Source organism: Sphingobium sp. OAS761 (assembly GCF_024168485.1).
GTDB lineage: Bacteria > Pseudomonadota > Alphaproteobacteria > Sphingomonadales > Sphingomonadaceae > Sphingobium.
This window is the reverse complement of record NZ_JALJVY010000010.1, coordinates 150814-167862: the sequence shown is the minus strand read 5'-3', so window position 1 is coordinate 167862 and position 17049 is coordinate 150814. Positions and strand designations below refer to the sequence as shown.

At 62.2% G+C, this 17049-nt stretch carries 13 protein-coding genes; 8 read left to right on the top strand and 5 right to left on the bottom strand.

All coding sequences use genetic code 11. The features are described 5' to 3' along the window. Positions 1–16 precede the first annotated feature (16 nt). The 3 genes from J3E64_RS14795 to J3E64_RS14785 all read left to right on the top strand — a co-directional run bounded on the left by J3E64_RS14795 (position 17) and on the right by J3E64_RS14785 (position 2895). Entirely contained in the window at positions 17–790 is a 774-nt protein-coding gene (locus J3E64_RS14795; RefSeq protein WP_253343793.1) for an SDR family NAD(P)-dependent oxidoreductase, read from the top strand. Positions 791–909: 119 nt separating this feature from the next. After that, positions 910–2154: an acetyl-CoA hydrolase/transferase C-terminal domain-containing protein gene (locus J3E64_RS14790; RefSeq protein WP_253343792.1), complete on the top strand. Its 1245-nt coding sequence runs from the start codon at positions 910–912 to the stop codon at positions 2152–2154. Between the two features lie 51 nt (positions 2155–2205). Continuing rightward, a complete protein-coding gene (locus J3E64_RS14785) occupies positions 2206–2895 on the top strand; it encodes a TetR family transcriptional regulator (RefSeq protein WP_367398637.1) in 690 nt (229 codons plus the stop codon). Positions 2896–2920: 25 nt separating this feature from the next. Here the strand turns inward: J3E64_RS14785 and J3E64_RS14780 are convergent, their stop codons facing one another. Both J3E64_RS14780 and J3E64_RS14775 read right to left on the bottom strand, forming a co-directional pair. Further along, positions 2921–3967 (bottom strand): acyl-CoA dehydrogenase family protein, encoded by a 1047-nt coding sequence (locus tag J3E64_RS14780; protein WP_253343790.1) that lies wholly within the window; start codon positions 3965–3967, stop codon positions 2921–2923. Beyond that, the gene (locus J3E64_RS14775) at positions 3964–5124 is read right to left on the bottom strand and encodes an acyl-CoA dehydrogenase family protein (protein WP_253343789.1); all 1161 of its coding nucleotides are present in this window, start codon (positions 5122–5124) and stop codon (positions 3964–3966) included. The genes J3E64_RS14780 and J3E64_RS14775 overlap by 4 nt, the downstream gene beginning before the upstream one ends. A 532-nt stretch (positions 5125–5656) precedes the next feature. Here J3E64_RS14775 and J3E64_RS14770 point away from each other — a divergent pair. From J3E64_RS14770 to J3E64_RS14760, 3 genes are all read left to right on the top strand, one after another. Beyond that, entirely contained in the window at positions 5657–6541 is an 885-nt protein-coding gene (locus J3E64_RS14770) for an IclR family transcriptional regulator (protein WP_253343788.1), read from the top strand. A 124-nt stretch (positions 6542–6665) separates the two neighbouring features. Beyond that, complete coding sequence (locus J3E64_RS14765) at positions 6666–8066, top strand: amidohydrolase family protein (protein WP_253343787.1); 1401 nt, start codon at positions 6666–6668, stop codon at positions 8064–8066. Between the two features lie 8 nt (positions 8067–8074). Further along, positions 8075–9328: a CoA transferase gene (locus J3E64_RS14760; RefSeq protein ID WP_253343786.1), complete on the top strand. Its 1254-nt coding sequence runs from the start codon at positions 8075–8077 to the stop codon at positions 9326–9328. Between the two features lie 52 nt (positions 9329–9380). On the opposite strand, the gene J3E64_RS14755 is transcribed toward J3E64_RS14760, so the two are convergent. Further along, positions 9381–10193, bottom strand: a complete 813-nt coding sequence (locus J3E64_RS14755; protein ID WP_253343785.1) for a hypothetical protein — start codon at positions 10191–10193, stop codon at positions 9381–9383. A 141-nt stretch (positions 10194–10334) separates the two neighbouring features. Then, positions 10335–11180, bottom strand: coding sequence for an SDR family NAD(P)-dependent oxidoreductase (locus J3E64_RS14750; protein WP_253343784.1), 846 nt, complete (start codon positions 11178–11180; stop codon positions 10335–10337). 350 nt (positions 11181–11530) lie between these two features. Between J3E64_RS14750 and J3E64_RS14745 the strand changes: the two genes are divergently transcribed. Together J3E64_RS14745 and J3E64_RS14740 are read left to right on the top strand one after the other, a co-directional pair. Then, a complete protein-coding gene (locus J3E64_RS14745) occupies positions 11531–13726 on the top strand; it encodes an acyl-CoA dehydrogenase (RefSeq protein WP_253343783.1) in 2196 nt (731 codons plus the stop codon). 75 nt (positions 13727–13801) lie between these two features. Further along, entirely contained in the window at positions 13802–14635 is an 834-nt protein-coding gene (locus tag J3E64_RS14740; protein WP_192667278.1) for a metal-dependent hydrolase, read from the top strand. 127 nt (positions 14636–14762) lie between these two features. Here the strand turns inward: J3E64_RS14740 and J3E64_RS14735 are convergent, their stop codons facing one another. Further along, the gene (locus tag J3E64_RS14735; protein WP_253343782.1) at positions 14763–16904 is read right to left on the bottom strand and encodes an acetate--CoA ligase family protein; all 2142 of its coding nucleotides are present in this window, start codon (positions 16902–16904) and stop codon (positions 14763–14765) included. Positions 16905–17049 lie beyond the last annotated feature (145 nt).

Sequence of the window (17049 nt, the reverse complement as noted above, 5' to 3'; positions counted from 1 at the left end):
AAGGAAGGGCGTCAGCATGGATATGAAGGGTGCATCAGCGCTGATCGTCGGCGGTGCCGGCGGCTTCGGTGCCGCGACGACGCGCCGGCTCGCGCAAGCCGGCGCGCAGGTCGTGATCGCCGACATGGCGGAGGAGAAGGGCGCCGCTCTCGCCCGGGAACTGGGAGGCGGCGCACGATTCTGCAAAACGGACGTGCTGAGCGAGGGCTCCGTTTCCGCAGCCGTTGCGGTCGCGGCTGGGCTCGGCCCGCTGCGTGCGGCGGTGGTCGTCCATGGCGGTCCCGCTGCTGGTGCCCGGATCATCGGGCGCGACGGCAAGCGTTATCCGTTCTCCACATTCCGTCGCACGGTCGACATATTCCTGAACGGCACCTTCAATGTCCTCAGCATCGCGGCCGAGGCGATGGCGGCGAACGATCCGCTGGCCGACAATCAGCGCGGCGTCGTGATCACCACGGCATCGATCGCCGGCTTTGAAGGTCAGGCGGGCCAGAGCGATTACTCGGCGGCCAAGGGTGGCGTGATTGGCCTGACGCTCACGGCGGCGCGCGACCTGGCCCCCCTTGGCATTCGCGTGATGTGCATCGCGCCCGGCACGTTCCTGACACCGGCTTTCGGAGACGCGGATCCAGCCGAAATTCAGGCTCAGTGGGGGCCCGGTGTTCCCAATCCCAAGCGGATGGGTGACCCCGACGAATATGCCCGCCTTGCCACTCATATCGTCGAAAATGACTTTCTGAACGGCACGACGATCCGAATCGACGGCGCCCAGCGCTTCGGGATCAAGTGAACACTGTTTTGTCGTGGCATCACGACCGACCCAGAGCGATTATTGGTTTTACGCGATTTCCGAGCCATCAGATGATTCCATCTGATTGGAAATCGCTCTAGGAGCGATGGTTAAACTTCATGACCTCTTCGCTTGAGCCCTTGTGGCGGGAGTTTCGGCCCGGCCAGACCATCTATCTGCCCGGAGCGTCGGGCGAGTCTCTGGCGCTCGCGAAGGTGCTACGCGACGATCCGGAGCCTGTGGCGGGGGTGAACATCCTGAGCTGCCTCGTGCCGGGAATGAACGAGGCGGCGGACTACGGCTCGCTCGCCGCGCAGGTGACGACGTTCATGCTGCCGTCCTGCATGCGCGGCAGCTTCATGCAAGGCCGCGTAAGCCTGATCCCCAACACCTATTGGGGCATTGCGCGCCAATTGCTGGCGACGCCATGCGATGTCGCGCTGGCGCATGTCGGCCCCGCCGATGAGCAGGGACTTTGTTCGCTGGGGATCGCGAGCGACTTTGCGACGCTTGTCTGGCGACGGGCAAGGCGCCGTGTCCTGATCGTCAACGCCGCCATGCCGTGCATCCCCCGTGCGCTGTCATTGTCCTTGTCGGAGGCAGACCTGGTAGTGACGCTTGACGGCCCCCTCGTGGAAGCGGCCCCGGCGGCGCCGAACGCGGAAGCCGAAGCGATCGCGGCCAAGGTCGCGGCTCTGGTCCCCGATGGCGCCCATATCCAGACCGGCATCGGCGGCGCGCCCGGCGCTGTGTGGAAATATCTGCGCGACCATCGCGATATTGTCCTGCGTTCAGGCATGGCGAATGATTGGCTAAGGGATCTGGCGGAGGCCGGCGCTCTATCCCTGGGCGGGGGGCACATGGCGGGCATCGCCTACGGATCAACGGCATTCTACGACTATCTGGCAAGGTCGGACCTTGTGGGATTCGCAACGACGCTGGAAACGCATGGCTTGCTGGCGCTTGCGGATGTTCCTCGCCTCACGAGCATCAACGGCGCCCTGGAAGTGGACCTGTTCGGGCAGGTCAATGTCGAATGGCAGGGTAACAAATTGTCGAGCGGGGTAGGGGGCGGCGCGGATTTCATGCGGGCGGCGGCTTCATCGACTGGCGGGCGTTCCATCATCGCGCTGCCAGCCACGGCGAAGGGCGGAGCTTTGTCCCGCATCGTTTGTCGGCTGGATAAGCCGAGCATCGGGATCGCGCGATCGGACATCGATACGGTCGTGACGGAATTCGGGGTCGCTGAACTGCGGAACAGGAGCTTGGACGCGCGCGCCGAGGCGTTGATCGGCATTGCAGCGCCCGGATTTCGAGATCAACTGGCAAACGACTGGGCCCGGATGCGTGCGAACTTCGGCTGAACAGCGCATTCCGCAAAGGATTGCAGGTGGCCAGGGCCTTCGCCTTCATCATTGACTCCGGTCCGTCTTCTGTATGATCAGCGTCCCGCCAGAAGGGGAAGCGAAATCAGTACGCGTTTCAACAAGCAGGGACAGGCGTTGGGGCGGAAGGGCGAGGAGAGCCGCCGGCGACTGCTTGACGCGACAAGAGAATTGTTGGCCAAGGGATCGATCCACAAACTCAGCGCCAGCGCCATCGCACGCGCCGCGTCGATGGCCTCACAAAGCTTCTATCTCTATTTCAAGGATATCGAGGAAGTCATCTTCGCCTTGTCCAGCGACGCCGCCAGGGACATGGAGCAGATCGTGACGCTGATCCGGCAAGCCCCGCCCGGCTCCGCCCCCGAACTGCTGAGCCAGACGGTGGTCGATGCCTTCAGCGCATATTGGGATCGCAACCGACCCATCCTCAACGCGCGCAATTATATAGCGGATAGCGGCAACATGGACTTCCTGCGACTGCGCCAGGAAGCCACCATGCCCATGTTGATCGCGATCGCCGACAGGATAAAGGTCGCCGCATCGCCGTCTTTGACCCGGGGCCAGGCGATTTCCCGTGCGGTCATTGTCTATCTCGCCATGGAGCGGCTTGCAGCGCGAAGCGGCGCGCCGCAATATGAACCGGCGGGCTACGAAGATGTCGACCTGCGGGAAGCCGAGATCGACATTCTGACGCTGCTTTTCACCCCCAAAGAAGGGTGAGATTTCGAATCCGCTGCGAAACCAGTCACGTTGCCTGAGCCAATCCCGCGTCCGACACGCCCAACCAGAACGTCTCTCTGTCAAGCTCGGTAAAGTTCGCGGCGAGCGCCCGGCGCCAATGAAGCACGCTCCCGTAGTCATCCCTCCAGGCCATCAGGCGGCGGGTGCGGGAGTTCAGAGCATATTCGAGGCTGAAGCCCATCGCGCCGTGAACCTGATGTGCGATCGTGATGGTTGCATCGACCGCATCGCCGAGCCGAGACCGCGACGCGGCGACGAGCCCGGGCGATTGTCCCTCCGCCGCCGCTTCTGTGATACTGGCACTCGCTAGCAAATGCGCGGCGAGTTCCGCCAGCATCTGCTGGACGGCTTGAAATTTGCCGATCTCTCGGCCGAACTGCTTGCGCTCACCGGCATATTCCACGGTCCGGCGGAACGACCACTCGATGGCGCCCAGAATTTGCGCACCGCGCAGGATGCCGGCAGTTCGAAGCAGAGCGTCATAGTTCGGGAGCGACGCGGACCTGATCGTGATCGAGGCGGCGGACAGGTTGTCGCGTGGCTCGCCCGCGGCATCGGCCAGCGGGGCGGCAGTCCAATCGCCGGCGTTTGTGACGATCAATCGGGCGGCGTCCCCTTCGCGCGCGATGACGAGAATATGGTCCACCGCCTGCGCCCAGGGCACATCATAAAGTGCCGCCTCGTCCCACTGCGTGGCGTTCGCAGCAGGCAGCGCCACAGTCTCTGCGAAGACGAGGCTGACGAGCCGATCGGCCAGGTCGAAGCCTGCATCGGCCAGCAGCTTCTGGCCGAGCATGGTTTCGAGGATGGGACCGGGCGCAGCGGCATCGCCGATCAGTCGTAAAATCGCCGCCGCGTCGCCCAGGCTCGCGCCGATGCCGCCCTGTTCCTCGGGCACCAGCATCAAGGTGATGCCGTTTTCGACCAGCGCGTCGTGCAGCGCGGCAGGCAAAAGACGTTTTTCCTCGGCCAGGTCGATATCGGCCTTGTCCAGCGTATCCGTCAGAATCCGCTCGACGGTGTCGCGAAAGAAGCTCCGGTTTTCGCTCATCTCAAGCCGATCCCTCTGGCGATGATGCCACGCAGAATTTCATTGGTGCCCCCCCGGATGGTGAAGGCGGGCGCATATTGCTGCGCATGGATGAGGAGGGCGCGAAGCCGTTCGGCCCGTCCGTTGGCGATCAGGTCTTCGGCGCTGACGATATTGCGCACGACGCGAACGGCCTCCTGCTCGAACTTGGTTCCCAGATCCTTGACGATCGAGGCTTCCATGTTGGGAGACTTGCCCTGCTGTAGCATGCTGGCCACCGACATGGACAGCTGGCGCAGCGAAAGCAGGTGCGAGATCAGGCGGCCCAGCTCTTCAAGGCTGGACGGCCGGACATCGGGGCCGAGCACGTCGACCAGCTCGCTGATCAGACGGAAGCTGGAAAGCCAGCGTTCAGGGCCGGACCGCTCAAAGGCGAGTTCAGCCGAGACCTGGTTCCACCCATTGCCTTCCTTGCCGATCAGCGCATCGTCGCCAACGAAGACGTCTTCGAACAGCACCTCGTTGAAGTCATGCTCGTGCGCCATGGAGACGATCGGGCTGATGCTGATTCCCGGCGACGTCATGTCGACGATCAGCTGGCTCAGCCCTTCATGGCGCGAACCTTCCGCCACCGATGTGCGCGCCAACACGATGATATATTGGGCGTGATGCGCGTTGGTCGTCCAGATCTTGCGCCCGTTGAGCCGCCAGCCGCCGTCGACCTTGTCGGCCCGGGCCTTCAGGGACGCCAGGTCGGAGCCGGATTCCGGCTCGCTCATGCCGATCGAGAACGTCAGTTCACCGGCAGCGATGCGCGGGAGATAGAAGCGGCGCTGTGCGTCGGTGCCGAACTTCAGCAGGACCGGGCCGGACTGACGGTCGGCTACCCAGTGGGCGCCGACCGGCACCGCGGCGGCAAGCAGTTCTTCGTTGAGCACGTAGCGCTCCAGCGCGCTCCGCTCCTGACCGCCATATTGTTTCGGCCAGGTGAGGCCGATCCAGCCCTTTTGCGCGATGCGTCGGCTCATGTCCTTGTCAAAGCCCAGGCCGATACGGCGAGGGGGCGGAAGCCGGCCGGATGACCGCTCTTCGGCGATGAAGGCGCGAACCTCCTGGCGCAACGCTTCAGCCTTGGGCGTGAGTGTCGGCAGCTCCAGATGCAGGTTGGCAGCTTTCATGGACGCCTCCGGCTGTCCGGGGCGGGGCGATCTGTCATTATCGTTCCTAGAGTATCACCGAAGTCGGGACAGCGTTAGGATTGCGAAGGAAGACTGTCTAACGGCGCTTGACCATCCATCACATTCATGATGCAGATGCAGCTGACAATTATTAACACAAAAATTTCGATTTGTCTAAATTTAAATTAATTAAAAATCAATAAAAACAAGAATATGTCGAAACATAACACGTAGAATTTATGAATAAATCATAATTACTATCGTTATAGTAACAATTTCAATTTTCTCTGAAACTGAAAATAGCAAAACTTTTTGGTATTATAACGCATTTATGTCGGATATTTATTTGATAATATATTAATAATAAAATTATAATGTTACAAATAAATCAGGATGGAAAGTAATTGTGCGTCGCAAAGAGAACGGGTTCCGCGAGATTCGGGGGCCTTTCGTCGCGAACGGGCATTGGACATCAGATGGGTGATGGTGCTAGGAAAACCCAACAATCATAAGCGGAATTGGGAGCAGGATCATGGCAAGGCGCAAAACCGCATCGAGGGAACGGATCATCGCGAAGCTGCCCGTTGAGAATAACCTGGTCAAATCCGCTGGCCGCGTTCTTGAGATTCTGGAATATTTTGACGATCTGCAACGCCACTCCTCCGTGATGGAGATTGCCGACGCTTTGGGATTCCCTCAGTCCAGCACGTCCGCGCTGCTGCGCAGCCTCGTCAGTACGGGATATCTCAACTACGATGCGCGCAATCGCACCTATATCACGTCCAGTCGCGTGGCGCTGCTTGGCAGCTGGGTGAATTCGCCTTTCTTTGCGGAAGGCGCCATCATCTCGATGATGAAGGAGTTGAACGAGCAGACGCATGACACCGTCGTGCTCGGTATGCGCAACGGCCAGCACATCCAGTACATCCATGTGATACAGGCGACCAGCCCGGCTCGCCTTCACATGACCTTGGGAACTGTCCGGCCGATTGCGGCATCCGGGTCAGGCTATGCGGTCCTGGCTACTCTGAGGGATGCCGAAATCACGCGCATCGTGATGCGCGCGAACGCAGAAGCGGAAGAGGGCACGCCGCTGCTCAAGGCGCGTGAGGTCATGGATGAGATCGCTGAGGTGCGGCGGAAGGGCTATGCTTTCACCTGCGACATGGTGACTCCGGGGGGAGGGATGATTGCCGCGCCACTGCCGAAAATGGCCGGTCAGCCGCAGATGGTCCTGGGGATCGGGGGCATCAGTGAAGTCATGCGTCAGCGCGAGGAATTTCTGGCGAGCGCCTTGATTAAGCAGATCGAGCAGCGCTTTGGTCCACAAGCGCCCTATCTGGAGGCGAAGATGGAGGCGGTGACTGATCCTCTGCCTTTGGCCATCATGCGGGCTCGAATGCAGGCTGCGCTATAATCCCTGCATTGCGGCGCAGCCGGCGGCGATGCATCTGCAAGATACCGAACGTCGTGAAATGCAGCATCGATCAAACCCGCCGGTCGGCTATGCCACACTGTGGCAAGCCAGTTGAGCGTGTGGGATGACGGCGAAGCAGTCCATGTTGATCCGCGATGCCGAACTCTTGAACGGGGAGCGACTGGATGTCCGCATCCGGGGAGGGCGCCTGGCCGCGATCGGGGAGTTGACCGCTTCGCCCGGCGAGCCATGCATTGAGGCACGAGGCGGGTTGCTGATCCCCGGTTTGCACGACCATCACCTGCATCTTGCCGCGACTGCTGCCGCCTATAGCTCGGTGCGCTGCGGCCCACCGGATGTCCTCGATCAGGAAATGCTGGCGCAGGCGCTCAGCAAGCCTGCGCAAGGCTGGGTCCGGGGCTTGGGCTATCATGAAAGCGTTGCGGGCATGCTCGAGCGGTCATGGCTGGACAAGGTCACGGGGCATCGCCCGGTTCGCGTCCAGCACCGGGGCGGTCGCATGTGGTTTCTCAACAGTGCGGCGATCGAAGCCCTGCTGACGGACGGGACGGAAGCGCCGGCGGGTCTGGACATCCGGACGGGACAATTATTTGATGAGGATGTCTGGCTGCGTGCGGCGTTGCGCAGCGCGCCGCCGCCGCTGGAGGCGATCAGTCTCGATCTTGCACGGCACGGCATTACCGGCATCACCGACATGAGCGTGGCGAACATGGCCGTCGACCATGCCCATATTCGTGCCGAACAACGGCGAGGCGCCTTGCTCCAGCGCGTCGTGCTTGCCGGCACTCCGCAGTTGTCGGCGCTGGATTATGACGCGCGGCTGTCTCTTGGCCCGGTCAAGCTGCATCTGCACGAGGGACATCTGCCCCCTTATGACCGGACCGTCCGATCGATCACGGCCGCCCATGATGCAGGGCGCGGCGTGGCCGTCCATTGTGTAACCGAGACGGAACTCGTCTTCGCGCTCGCCGCCATGGCGGAGGCTGGTTGCAGTCCCGACGACCGGATCGAACATGCCTCGATCACGACCGATGGTCTGCTCGACCAGATAAGGGCGCTGGGTCTTTGCGTCGTGACGCAGCCATCATTCGTGGTCGAACGCGGCGATGCCTATCTGCGGGATGTCGACGCGGACGATTGGCCGCATCTCTACCGACTGCGGGCATTTCTGAATGCCGGCGTTGCCCTCGCCGGTAGCAGCGATGCCCCCTATGTAGGCTTCGATCCGTGGGCGGGCATGGCGGCGGCCGTCAGCCGCCGGACGGCGAGCGGGGCTGTACTGGGAGACCGCGAGGCGCTCGATCCGGCGCAGGCTCTCGCGCTCTACTTGGCCGATCCCCTTGATATTCGCCAGAGCCGAGCGGTTCAGTTGGGCATGTCGGCGGATCTGTGCCTGCTGAAGGCGGGCTGGGTGGCGCTGCGGGACGATCTGAAGACCGATCATGTGTGTTTGACCATTATCGACGGCGCTATCGTCCATGATGCCCGGTACACTCGCCCATGACGAGCGTCATGTTGCCGAAACGATCCTGGCGAGACCTGCCCTCTGCTCTTGCGGCGCTCATTGCGCAGGAATTCGGCTTGCCGCTGGAGCCTGAAGCGCTGGGGGATCATCCGGCGCTGGCGTGGCGGCGCTCGGGTCTGATGGCGATTACGGGGCGCTCGGAGGGCAAGCCGCTGATCGCGCCTGTCGCGCTCACGACGCTGGCGGACAGCGCCCTCTCCTTGCTGGAAACCGTGTCTGGCAGGAACAGCGGAATAGCGTGCGGGGCGCAGTTGCTGGGCGCGCGGGCGCGCATGATGGGGCTGCGCCGGGGTGGCGCCGTCTCCGCCAATGGAAGCTGCCGCATATTGCAATGCGGCGACGGGCATATAGCCTTGAACCTGCCTCGCGCCGACGATTGGGACTTGATACCCGCGTTTCTTGACGGGGACGGGGCCGGCAACTGGGATGAAGTCGCGCGATCGGTGATCACGCGGCCTTCGGAAATCCTGGTGGACCGTGCCGGCATGCTTGGCCTTGCCTGCGCCGCCGTCGCGCCATCGCTCGAGACAGCCCCCTTTCATGTCGCCCATAGTCGAGCGGGAGAGTTCCCCGGTCGGCAAGGGCGCGAGCGTCCGGTCGTGGTCGATTTGTCGGTGCTTTGGGCCGGGCCGTTGGCGGGCGCCTTGCTGGCGTCCTGCGGCGCGCAGGTCGTCAAGGTGCAAAGCATCGGCCGCCCGGATGGCGCACTGAAGGGCCATGCCGGCTTCTATTCATCGCTCAACGGCGGCAAGGCGGAGCGATGGATCGATTTCACCTCCGACACGGGACGGGCGGAGCTTAGGGCGTTGATAGACGGTGCTGATATCGTCATTGAAAGTTCCCGACCCCGGGCCTTGCGCCAGCTTGGTATCGAGGCGGAGGAGGTGGCGGCGAAGGGCGCGACCTGGGTGTCGATTACCGCCCATGGGCGCTACGGGATCGAGGCGCACAGAATCGGCTTCGGGGATGACGCCGCGATGTCAGGGGGGCTGGGGCAGGCAATGGCGGCGGTTTGGAACGAGCCGCTGTTCGCTGGAGATGCCATCGCCGATCCGCTGACCGGCATACTGGCCGCCCTGTTGGCGTGGAGCGGATGGATGACGGGAGGGGGCGGGCTGATTTCCCTGGCGTTGGCCGATGTCGTTCGTTTCGCATGCCGCTACGGTGCGACGGACATAAAGCAAGCACGGGAATGGCAGCGCCTGGCCGAAGCGGATGGCGCGCCGCTTTATCCTTTTTGACCATCTGATTGGATCAGATCGCCGCTCTAAGCTGTTTGTTTGCCGCGATTTCTTAACCGTCAGATGATCCCATCTGACTGGAAATCGCTCTAGTCCGGTCGACTTCCCGTCTTACCGCTTCGATGCGTTCGGCAAGCGGTACGCTGCCGTCATCGAAATTGTGGCGATCATGCGTGTAGCGGCCGTGCGGCGCTCGATCGGGCTGAAAGGTGAAGCATGCTCCCACCGAGCTCAACACCTTGTCGGCCGTCGGCATGCTGTCATAATCATGGCTCCGGCCACCGGAAATGAAGATCGTACGGCGCAGAACGTGTGCCATCTCCCTTTCCCGGGGCGTGAGTTGGCCCTCCCACTGTTTCAGCTTGCGAAGCGATTGCCCCTGACCAATCCCCGCCGACTGGATCTCGCTTTGCGCCACGTCCCAGGACAGGGCGAGCTCGCCGTTCAGATAGAGTTCGGCATGTTGCACCGGATCGCGCCTGTCGTTGGCATAACTGCTGTAGAGCGTAGGATGTTCGTCGAGCGCATGGGCCGCAGCCAGCAAAGCCAGATCATATTGATGGGTGCAGTGGACGAGCGGGCTGTCGAGACTGGCCAGTTCGGACAGCCGCTTTCCGGTAAAACGTGCGCCAAGGAAAGTCCCCGCAGCACCGCAGGTCGTCCAGGGCTGGCGAACAGCTTTCGTGCGGATCGCGAGAACATATTCGCCATCGTGATCCAGTTCGACCCAGAAATGATGGAACTCGTCCTCCACATCCGCGCGGACCTGACCGGAGCGAGGGGCGATCAACTGGTTGCGCCGAATACCCGGTTCGCCAGGGCGGATATGGAATGCATGGATTTTTGGAGCGAAGCGGTCAGCCATGACGCCTCCGATCAAGAAAAATGCGCAAACAGGATATCGCATGAGGCACTGAACTACGGTCCCGCAACGAACGGTATCGGGGTCCATGTAATCCCAGAGGCGGTTCCTTGCCCGTTCGCGCGAGACAGGGCACGACCTCATTCACTCTGCGATATTGTGCGTAAAGGTCGTCAGCGAGCCTCCATCAACCAGAATATCGGTTCCGGTGACGAAACTGGCCGCGGGACTGCATAGAAACGCCGCTACTTCCGCGACCTCGCGTGGCTGGGCCAGACGGGGCAGGGGGGAATTTTCCACAATCGTCTTCATTAAAGGTTGCTGCGCCATTTCCGCATGTGACATCGGCGTATCGATGATGCCCGGTGAAATTGAATTGATCCGCCCGTTCTTCTTCCCGAACGCCAGCGCCATGTTCCGCGCGAGAAACTGTACCCCCCGTTTGGACAGGGCATAGGCGATTTCGGGCGAGGTTGCCAGGTCACGCAGCTGCGCAAGATCGCGTTCGCCGACCGCCTCGGCGATCTGCTGGTCGAAGACGCTCCCCAGCATATGGCCTGCGGTCGAGGCGAATAAAACCACCGACGCCCCATCCGCGATCACATTGACCAGCTTATCCACAAGCGCGATGGACGCCGCCAGATTTACGTCGAGTATCCGGCTCGGACTTCCCATGCCGGGCGAAATGCCGGCGCAGTGGACGGCGGCGGAGACGGTGAGCCCGGCAATTTTGTCTGAAAGGCGCGAGACGAAGTCGACGTCAGTCAAATCGCCCGCGAGCCAGTTGACGGCCCCCTTTCCGGCCAATCCCGCATTTGCTGTCTCAAGCTTGCCTGCATCGAGATCGACCAGCAAGAGCGACCAGCCGGCAGCCTGAAGCACGTCTGCGGACGCTCGGCCCATTCCTGAGGCGGCGCCTGTCACCAGAGCATACTGGGTCATGTCTTGATCCTTCTTCATGTAGGCATCGCTGGCTTCAATGCGGTGCATGAGCGAAATCGCACGTCAGCCATCCGGTGCCGGTATCGGCATATCGGTCTGATCGACCTAGTTGCCGCTGGGCGATCGGGATTGAAGCGGGATCCGACAATTAACAAGCATGCGATATGGGAAGGGCTATATGGGTTCAATCATGCCGACCAACCATGGGCTAGAGGACTAGCTAGGAAGAACGGCATCAACAACGGGGCACATCTGCTGCGTTGCCGACAGGCAGCGCTTGGGCCCATGCCCCAAAGGACAGTGATTGATCGCATTTCTGAATTCTACCCTAGGCGCCTTGTCGTTGCGGATTCCTCCGCCATAGCAGCGCTCACGGATATTTTTGGAAAGACGCTGATATGCAACTGCACCTGACGGACAGCGAAACGCTTTTGCAGGATACCGTGGCGCGGCTCTTTTCCGACGAGGTGACATCAGCGCGTCTGCGCGAAGCGGAAGAGACCGGGTTCGACACGCTATTGTGGGACAAGCTGGTCGAGCTTGGCATCGTTGGCATGCGGGCCGCCGCGCCCGATGATAGCGGCATGTCCCTGATGGATGCCGCGTTGGTGGCTGAGCAGGCCGGACGATATGTGGCGCCGGTTCCGCTGGTGGAAGCCATCGTCGCTTCGGCGCTGCTCGCGCGGGCGGATGCCCCTGCGGAACTGCGATCTGCGGTCGAAGGCGGCGCGCTCGCGACGCTGATGCTGAGGCCTGCTCTGCCCGGGCAACGGCAGGTCGTACCGGGCGGCTCCCGGGCGCATGTCATTCTGGCGCTTGAAGGCGACAAACTGATCGCCCTGTCGGGTGCGGCCGGGGCGCAGGTCCGCAATATCGCTAACATGTCGCTATCGATGATCGACATTGCGGATGCTGGGGGCGAACGGCATGTTCTGGCATCCGGCGCCGACGCGAAGAGGCTCTACGACGCCGCTATCGAGGAATGGCGCATTCTGACCGCCGCGTCGATCGCAGGGCTGGGCCGGCGGGCGCTGGAACTGGCCGCGGCTTATTCGAACGAGCGTTTTGCCTATGGAAAGGCGATCGGCAGTTTCCAGGCAATCGCCCACCCTATGGCCGACGGCGCCACCAACATGGATGGTGCGCGGCTGCTCGCCTGGCGCGCGATCGCCTCCATCGCGGCCGGCGACGAGCGCGCGGGTGCACGCGCGGCCATGGCCTATTGGTGGGCAGCGCATTCGGTGGATCAGGCGGTCAAGCATGCGGTCCGCACGTTCGGCGGCTACGGCGTCAGCCTCGAATATGACGTGCAGATATACTTCCGGCGAGCCAAGTTTCTGGCGCTCGTCGCAGGCGACCCGGGGACAGTGCTGGATCAGATAGCCGATCGTCTTTGGGCGGGCGTGAGCGCCGACCTGCCGCCGGCCGGAGAAGTCGCCATCGATTTTGAATGGGGCGAGCGGGCCGAGGCCTATGCGGCCGATGTCCGGGCCTTTGTCGAGGCGAACCTGACGGACGATGTGCGGGCAAAGATCCATCACTCTACATCGGGCTATCATGCTGGCTTTCACAAGAAGATGGCGGAAGCGGGTTATGCTTTCCCCGACTTCGCCCTGGACGGTCAGCCCAAGCTCAGTCGATATGAAGTGATGGCCGCCACGCCGATGTGGGAAGACATGGGCTGGACGCGCACGCCGTCGGCGGTGACGGAGTTCGTCGCCGGCATGGCCGATCTTTGGTCCCAGCCGGAGGCGAAGGCGGAGATTCTCGGAGCGATCCTGTCAGGTGACGCGCTGGGATGTCTTGGCTTCTCCGAACCGCAGTCGGGCTCCGATATCTTCGGCGCAAAATTCAGCGCGGTGCGTGACGGCGACGAATGGGTGCTGAACGGTCAGAAGATGTTCACGACCAACGGCCATAATGCGCGGTACATCCTGATGCTCACGCGCACCGACACCAGCGGCAAAAAGCATGAAGGGCTCACCATGTTCATCCTGCCGATGGACCTGCCCGGCATCGAACTGCATCCGGTTCATACGCTCCAGGATGAAAAGACCAACATTACTTACTTTACGGACGTCCGGGTGCCTGATCGCTATCGCCTGGGCGAGGTGAACGACGGCGCGCGGGTGATGACGTCGGGCCTCAGCTTTGAGCATGGCGGTTCGGGATATCAGGCGGCCCAGAGGGCCATGGTCCGTCGCGCCGCGGATTGGGCGCGCAAGACCGGTCAGGATGGCACGCGCCCCATCGACGACCGGGACATGCGCCGCATCCTGGCCCGCGCCGCAGTCCGCGACGAGGTCGCCGACGTGCTTTGCCGCCGCCAGGAGTGGGCGACGGTCGAGGGAATCCACGAAATTTCCTGGGGGCCCATGGCAAAGGTTTTCACGACGGAATGCCTCTATCTTGACGGTTCGGCCATCGTGGAAGCCGCAGCGCCGATTTCCCTGGTCCGTGGAATCGATCACGACCTTGATATCGTGGAGGTGTCGATGCGGCGCGGCATCGCGATGACGATATATGGCGGGACCAGCGAGGTGCACCGCAGTCTCATAGCGGAAAAATCGCTGGGCATGCCTAAATCGCGATGATCCGCAGCAAGATTGCTTACAGTCTGTAATTTTGCTATCGTGCAGCCGGATCGCTTTTAGGAGAAGGAGGCCATCATGAAGGCTCGCTTTCCAAAGTTCGACTTTTCGAACGTGCGCGCCCATTGGGCGCCGAATAAAGAGTTTGCGCAGAGCTACAACGCGTCGTCGTTGATCCCGGCCTATGTCGAGCCGTTCCTGCTCAAGGTCATGCGGATCGCGCGGGAGAAGGTAAACCCAGCCAACACGCGCCTGATCGAAGAGATCGATATCTTCTGCAAGCAGGAGATGCAGCATTGCAAGCATCATATCGCCTACAACAAGATTTTTCGCAGCCAGGGCTATGAGGGGCTGAAGCCGCTCGAGGACAAGATCGCGGCGGAATATGATGACTGGCTGAAGAACCGCTCCCTGCGCTTCAATCTCGCCTATTGCGAGGGGTTCGAGTCGATGAGCGCGGGCGCCTGCGAAGCCTGGTTCGAGCAATTTGGCGACTTGCTGGTCGGTGCTGATCAAGCGGTCGCGGATTTGTGGCGCTGGCATCTTGCCGAGGAATTCGAGCATCGTACGGTCTGTTCGGACGTGTATCACGAACTGAGCGGCCTCAACCCGATCGCGCGTTATTTCTATCGCGTGTACGGCTTCATCTATGCGGTTAAGCATCTGGGGACATTCAACAAGGCGGCCGCCAGCTACCTTCTGGCGAAGGATCGGGAGAATATGACGCCCGAGGAGCTGGAGGCTTCGCTTGAACGGCAGAAAGTCCTGGTCGCCAGGATCAAGCGTTCCGCTGTGCCCAAGCTGTTGAAGGTCTTGTCGCCCTTCTACGATCCCGCGAAACGGCGCGACCCGCAAGGCCTGCAGGAATTTCTGCAGGAATTCGAGCAAAGGCCTGCTGCTCTGGCGGCCTGACCCGTCGATCAAAACAACCTTTAACAAAGGCCGGGGCATAAACTGCCCCGGCCTTTTTTCATGGTTCACGCCGGAAAGCGCCACATCGGGAAAGGTCGGTGCCGCTGCGCGGCAGGCCTGCGCGCGATCAAATCTGTGCCTTGATCGTCTCGATCACCGCATCGAGCGCGATGACGCCGCCGCCGTGGGGCTTCACCACGAGCGGATTGATCTCGATCGTCGCAATCGTGCCTTCATGCTGCGCTGCGAGCGTGGAAACGCCTGCTATCGCGCGGGCGAGTGCATCGATATCGTGCGGCGGCGCCCCCCGATAGCCCGTCAGCAGCGGCGCGGTCCGTACCTTCGCGATCATTGCGCGTGCCTGTTCCTCGCTGACGGGCGCGATCGCGCAGACCGTGTCCTTGAGCAACTCGACCAAAGTGCCGCCGAGGCCGAAGGTCACGACGGGGCCGAAAGCCTCGTCCTGCGTGACGCCCAGAATGCACTCCACGCCGCCCTTGACCATTTCCGACACGAGATAGCCGTCGATACGCGCGTCCGGCACCCGACCGGGGATCGTGTCGGCCATCTTTGCCACCGCCGCATTTACAGCGGCCGCGTCGGCAAGGCCCAGCGCGACGCCGCCAACCTCGGTCTTGTGCAGGATGTCGGGCGAAACGACCTTCACCGCCACGGGGAAGCCGATTTCGCTGGCCAGTTGCGCGGCCTGAGCGGCATCCCTCGCCAAACCCTCACGGGGAGAGCGGATGCCATAGCCTGCGAGCAGCGCCTTGGCGGTCGCTTCGTTCAGCTTGCCGTCTTCTGGCACCGCGAGCGGCTCGGCAGCGGGCAGGGTAATGCAGACGGGAGCCGGCGTGTCGAATGTCTGGCGGAACCGCCACAGCGCGGATAGCGCGCTCACCGCACGCGAGGGATCCTCGAAGGCGAACATGCCTTTTGCGTCATACTCGCGCATCATCTCGGGGGGACAGGTGACGGACACGAAGACCAGCTGATTGGGCGCGCGGGCATGGGCGTTCGCGATCGCCTGCTGGAGAGGACGCGCCATGGAGGGGGCGGCACCGGTTATGCCCAGGAAAATCAGCGTGGCGTCGAAGGCGTTCGCTTCGAACACCGCGTCCAGCGTCTTTTCCATGATGTCGTGATTGGTGGTGACGAGCCCCGTCATGTCGATCGGGTTATTCGGGCTGCAATGCGGGACGAGCGCGCGCAGCTTGTCCTGCGTTTCGGCCGGGACCTTGCCCATCTCCAGGCCAGCGTCGGACACGAAGTCCGCGATCTGGACGCCGACGCCGCCCGAAATGCTGATCACGCCGACGCGGGGACCCTTCGGCAATGAGCGGCGGGACAAGGCATAGGCGACATCGAGCAATTCGTCGGTGGTGCGCGCACGATGGACGCCATATTGCTCGAAGAGCGCGTCATAGACATTGTCCTGACCCGTGAGCGAGGCCGTGTGCGAGGCGGCGGCGGCGCTGCCCTCCGCCGTGCGGCCGACCTTCATCACGACGACCGGCTTCTTGTTCTCGCGCGCCCGGCGCAAGGCGGCGATCAGGCTGTCGCGGGAGCGCAGGCCCTCAATATAGGCGATAAGGACATCATTGTCGTCTTGGCCGGCCATCCAGTGCAGCGCCTCACCCACGTCGATATCGGCCTCGTTGCCGGTCGTGACCCACTGGGACACGCCCAGGCCGCGCAGGAACAGGTGGCGAAGGAGATAGCCGCCATAGCCGCCCGACTGGCTGGCGATGGCAATGCGTCCGGCTTCGGGAACGCCGTCCTCCAGGGCGGACGCGAACGTGCCGTAAAATTTGGTACGCGCATTCAGCGCGCCCATGCAGTTCGGACCAAGCAGGCGCAGGCCACCCGCGCGCGCGGTCTCGACGAGCTTCGCCTGGCGCGCCTCGCCTTCTCCGCCCACTTCGGCAAAGCCTGCGCCGTAGCAGATCGCCGCCTTTACCCCGCGCGCGATGCAGTCCTCGACCGTTGTCTGGGTGACGTCCGCGCCGATGGCCAACAGCGCAAGATCGACGGGACCGGGCAAGTCGTTGATTGACTTATAGGCCTTGAGGCCTTGGATTTCGTCCCGCATCGGATTGACCGGATAGATGGGCCCGTCGAAGCCTGCTTCCAGCAGATACTGGATCGGCCGACCTCCGAAGCGCCGCTGGTCGGATGATGCTCCGACGATCGCGACCGACCTGGGCGCGAAAAGGGCGTCGAGAGTATGATCGTCCGTGGCTGAGATCGGAGAAAGAGGCGTGTTCATCTCGGTTCGACAATCCTTCATGGGCCAGTCCGTCCGCGTCAACGGGCGCTCGCTTGACCGTGCGCCGCCGGGCGGCACTGACCGCATCTTCGTCGCAAGCCAATATTCACACAGTGAAGGAGCACATATATGCTAAGCCCAGAGC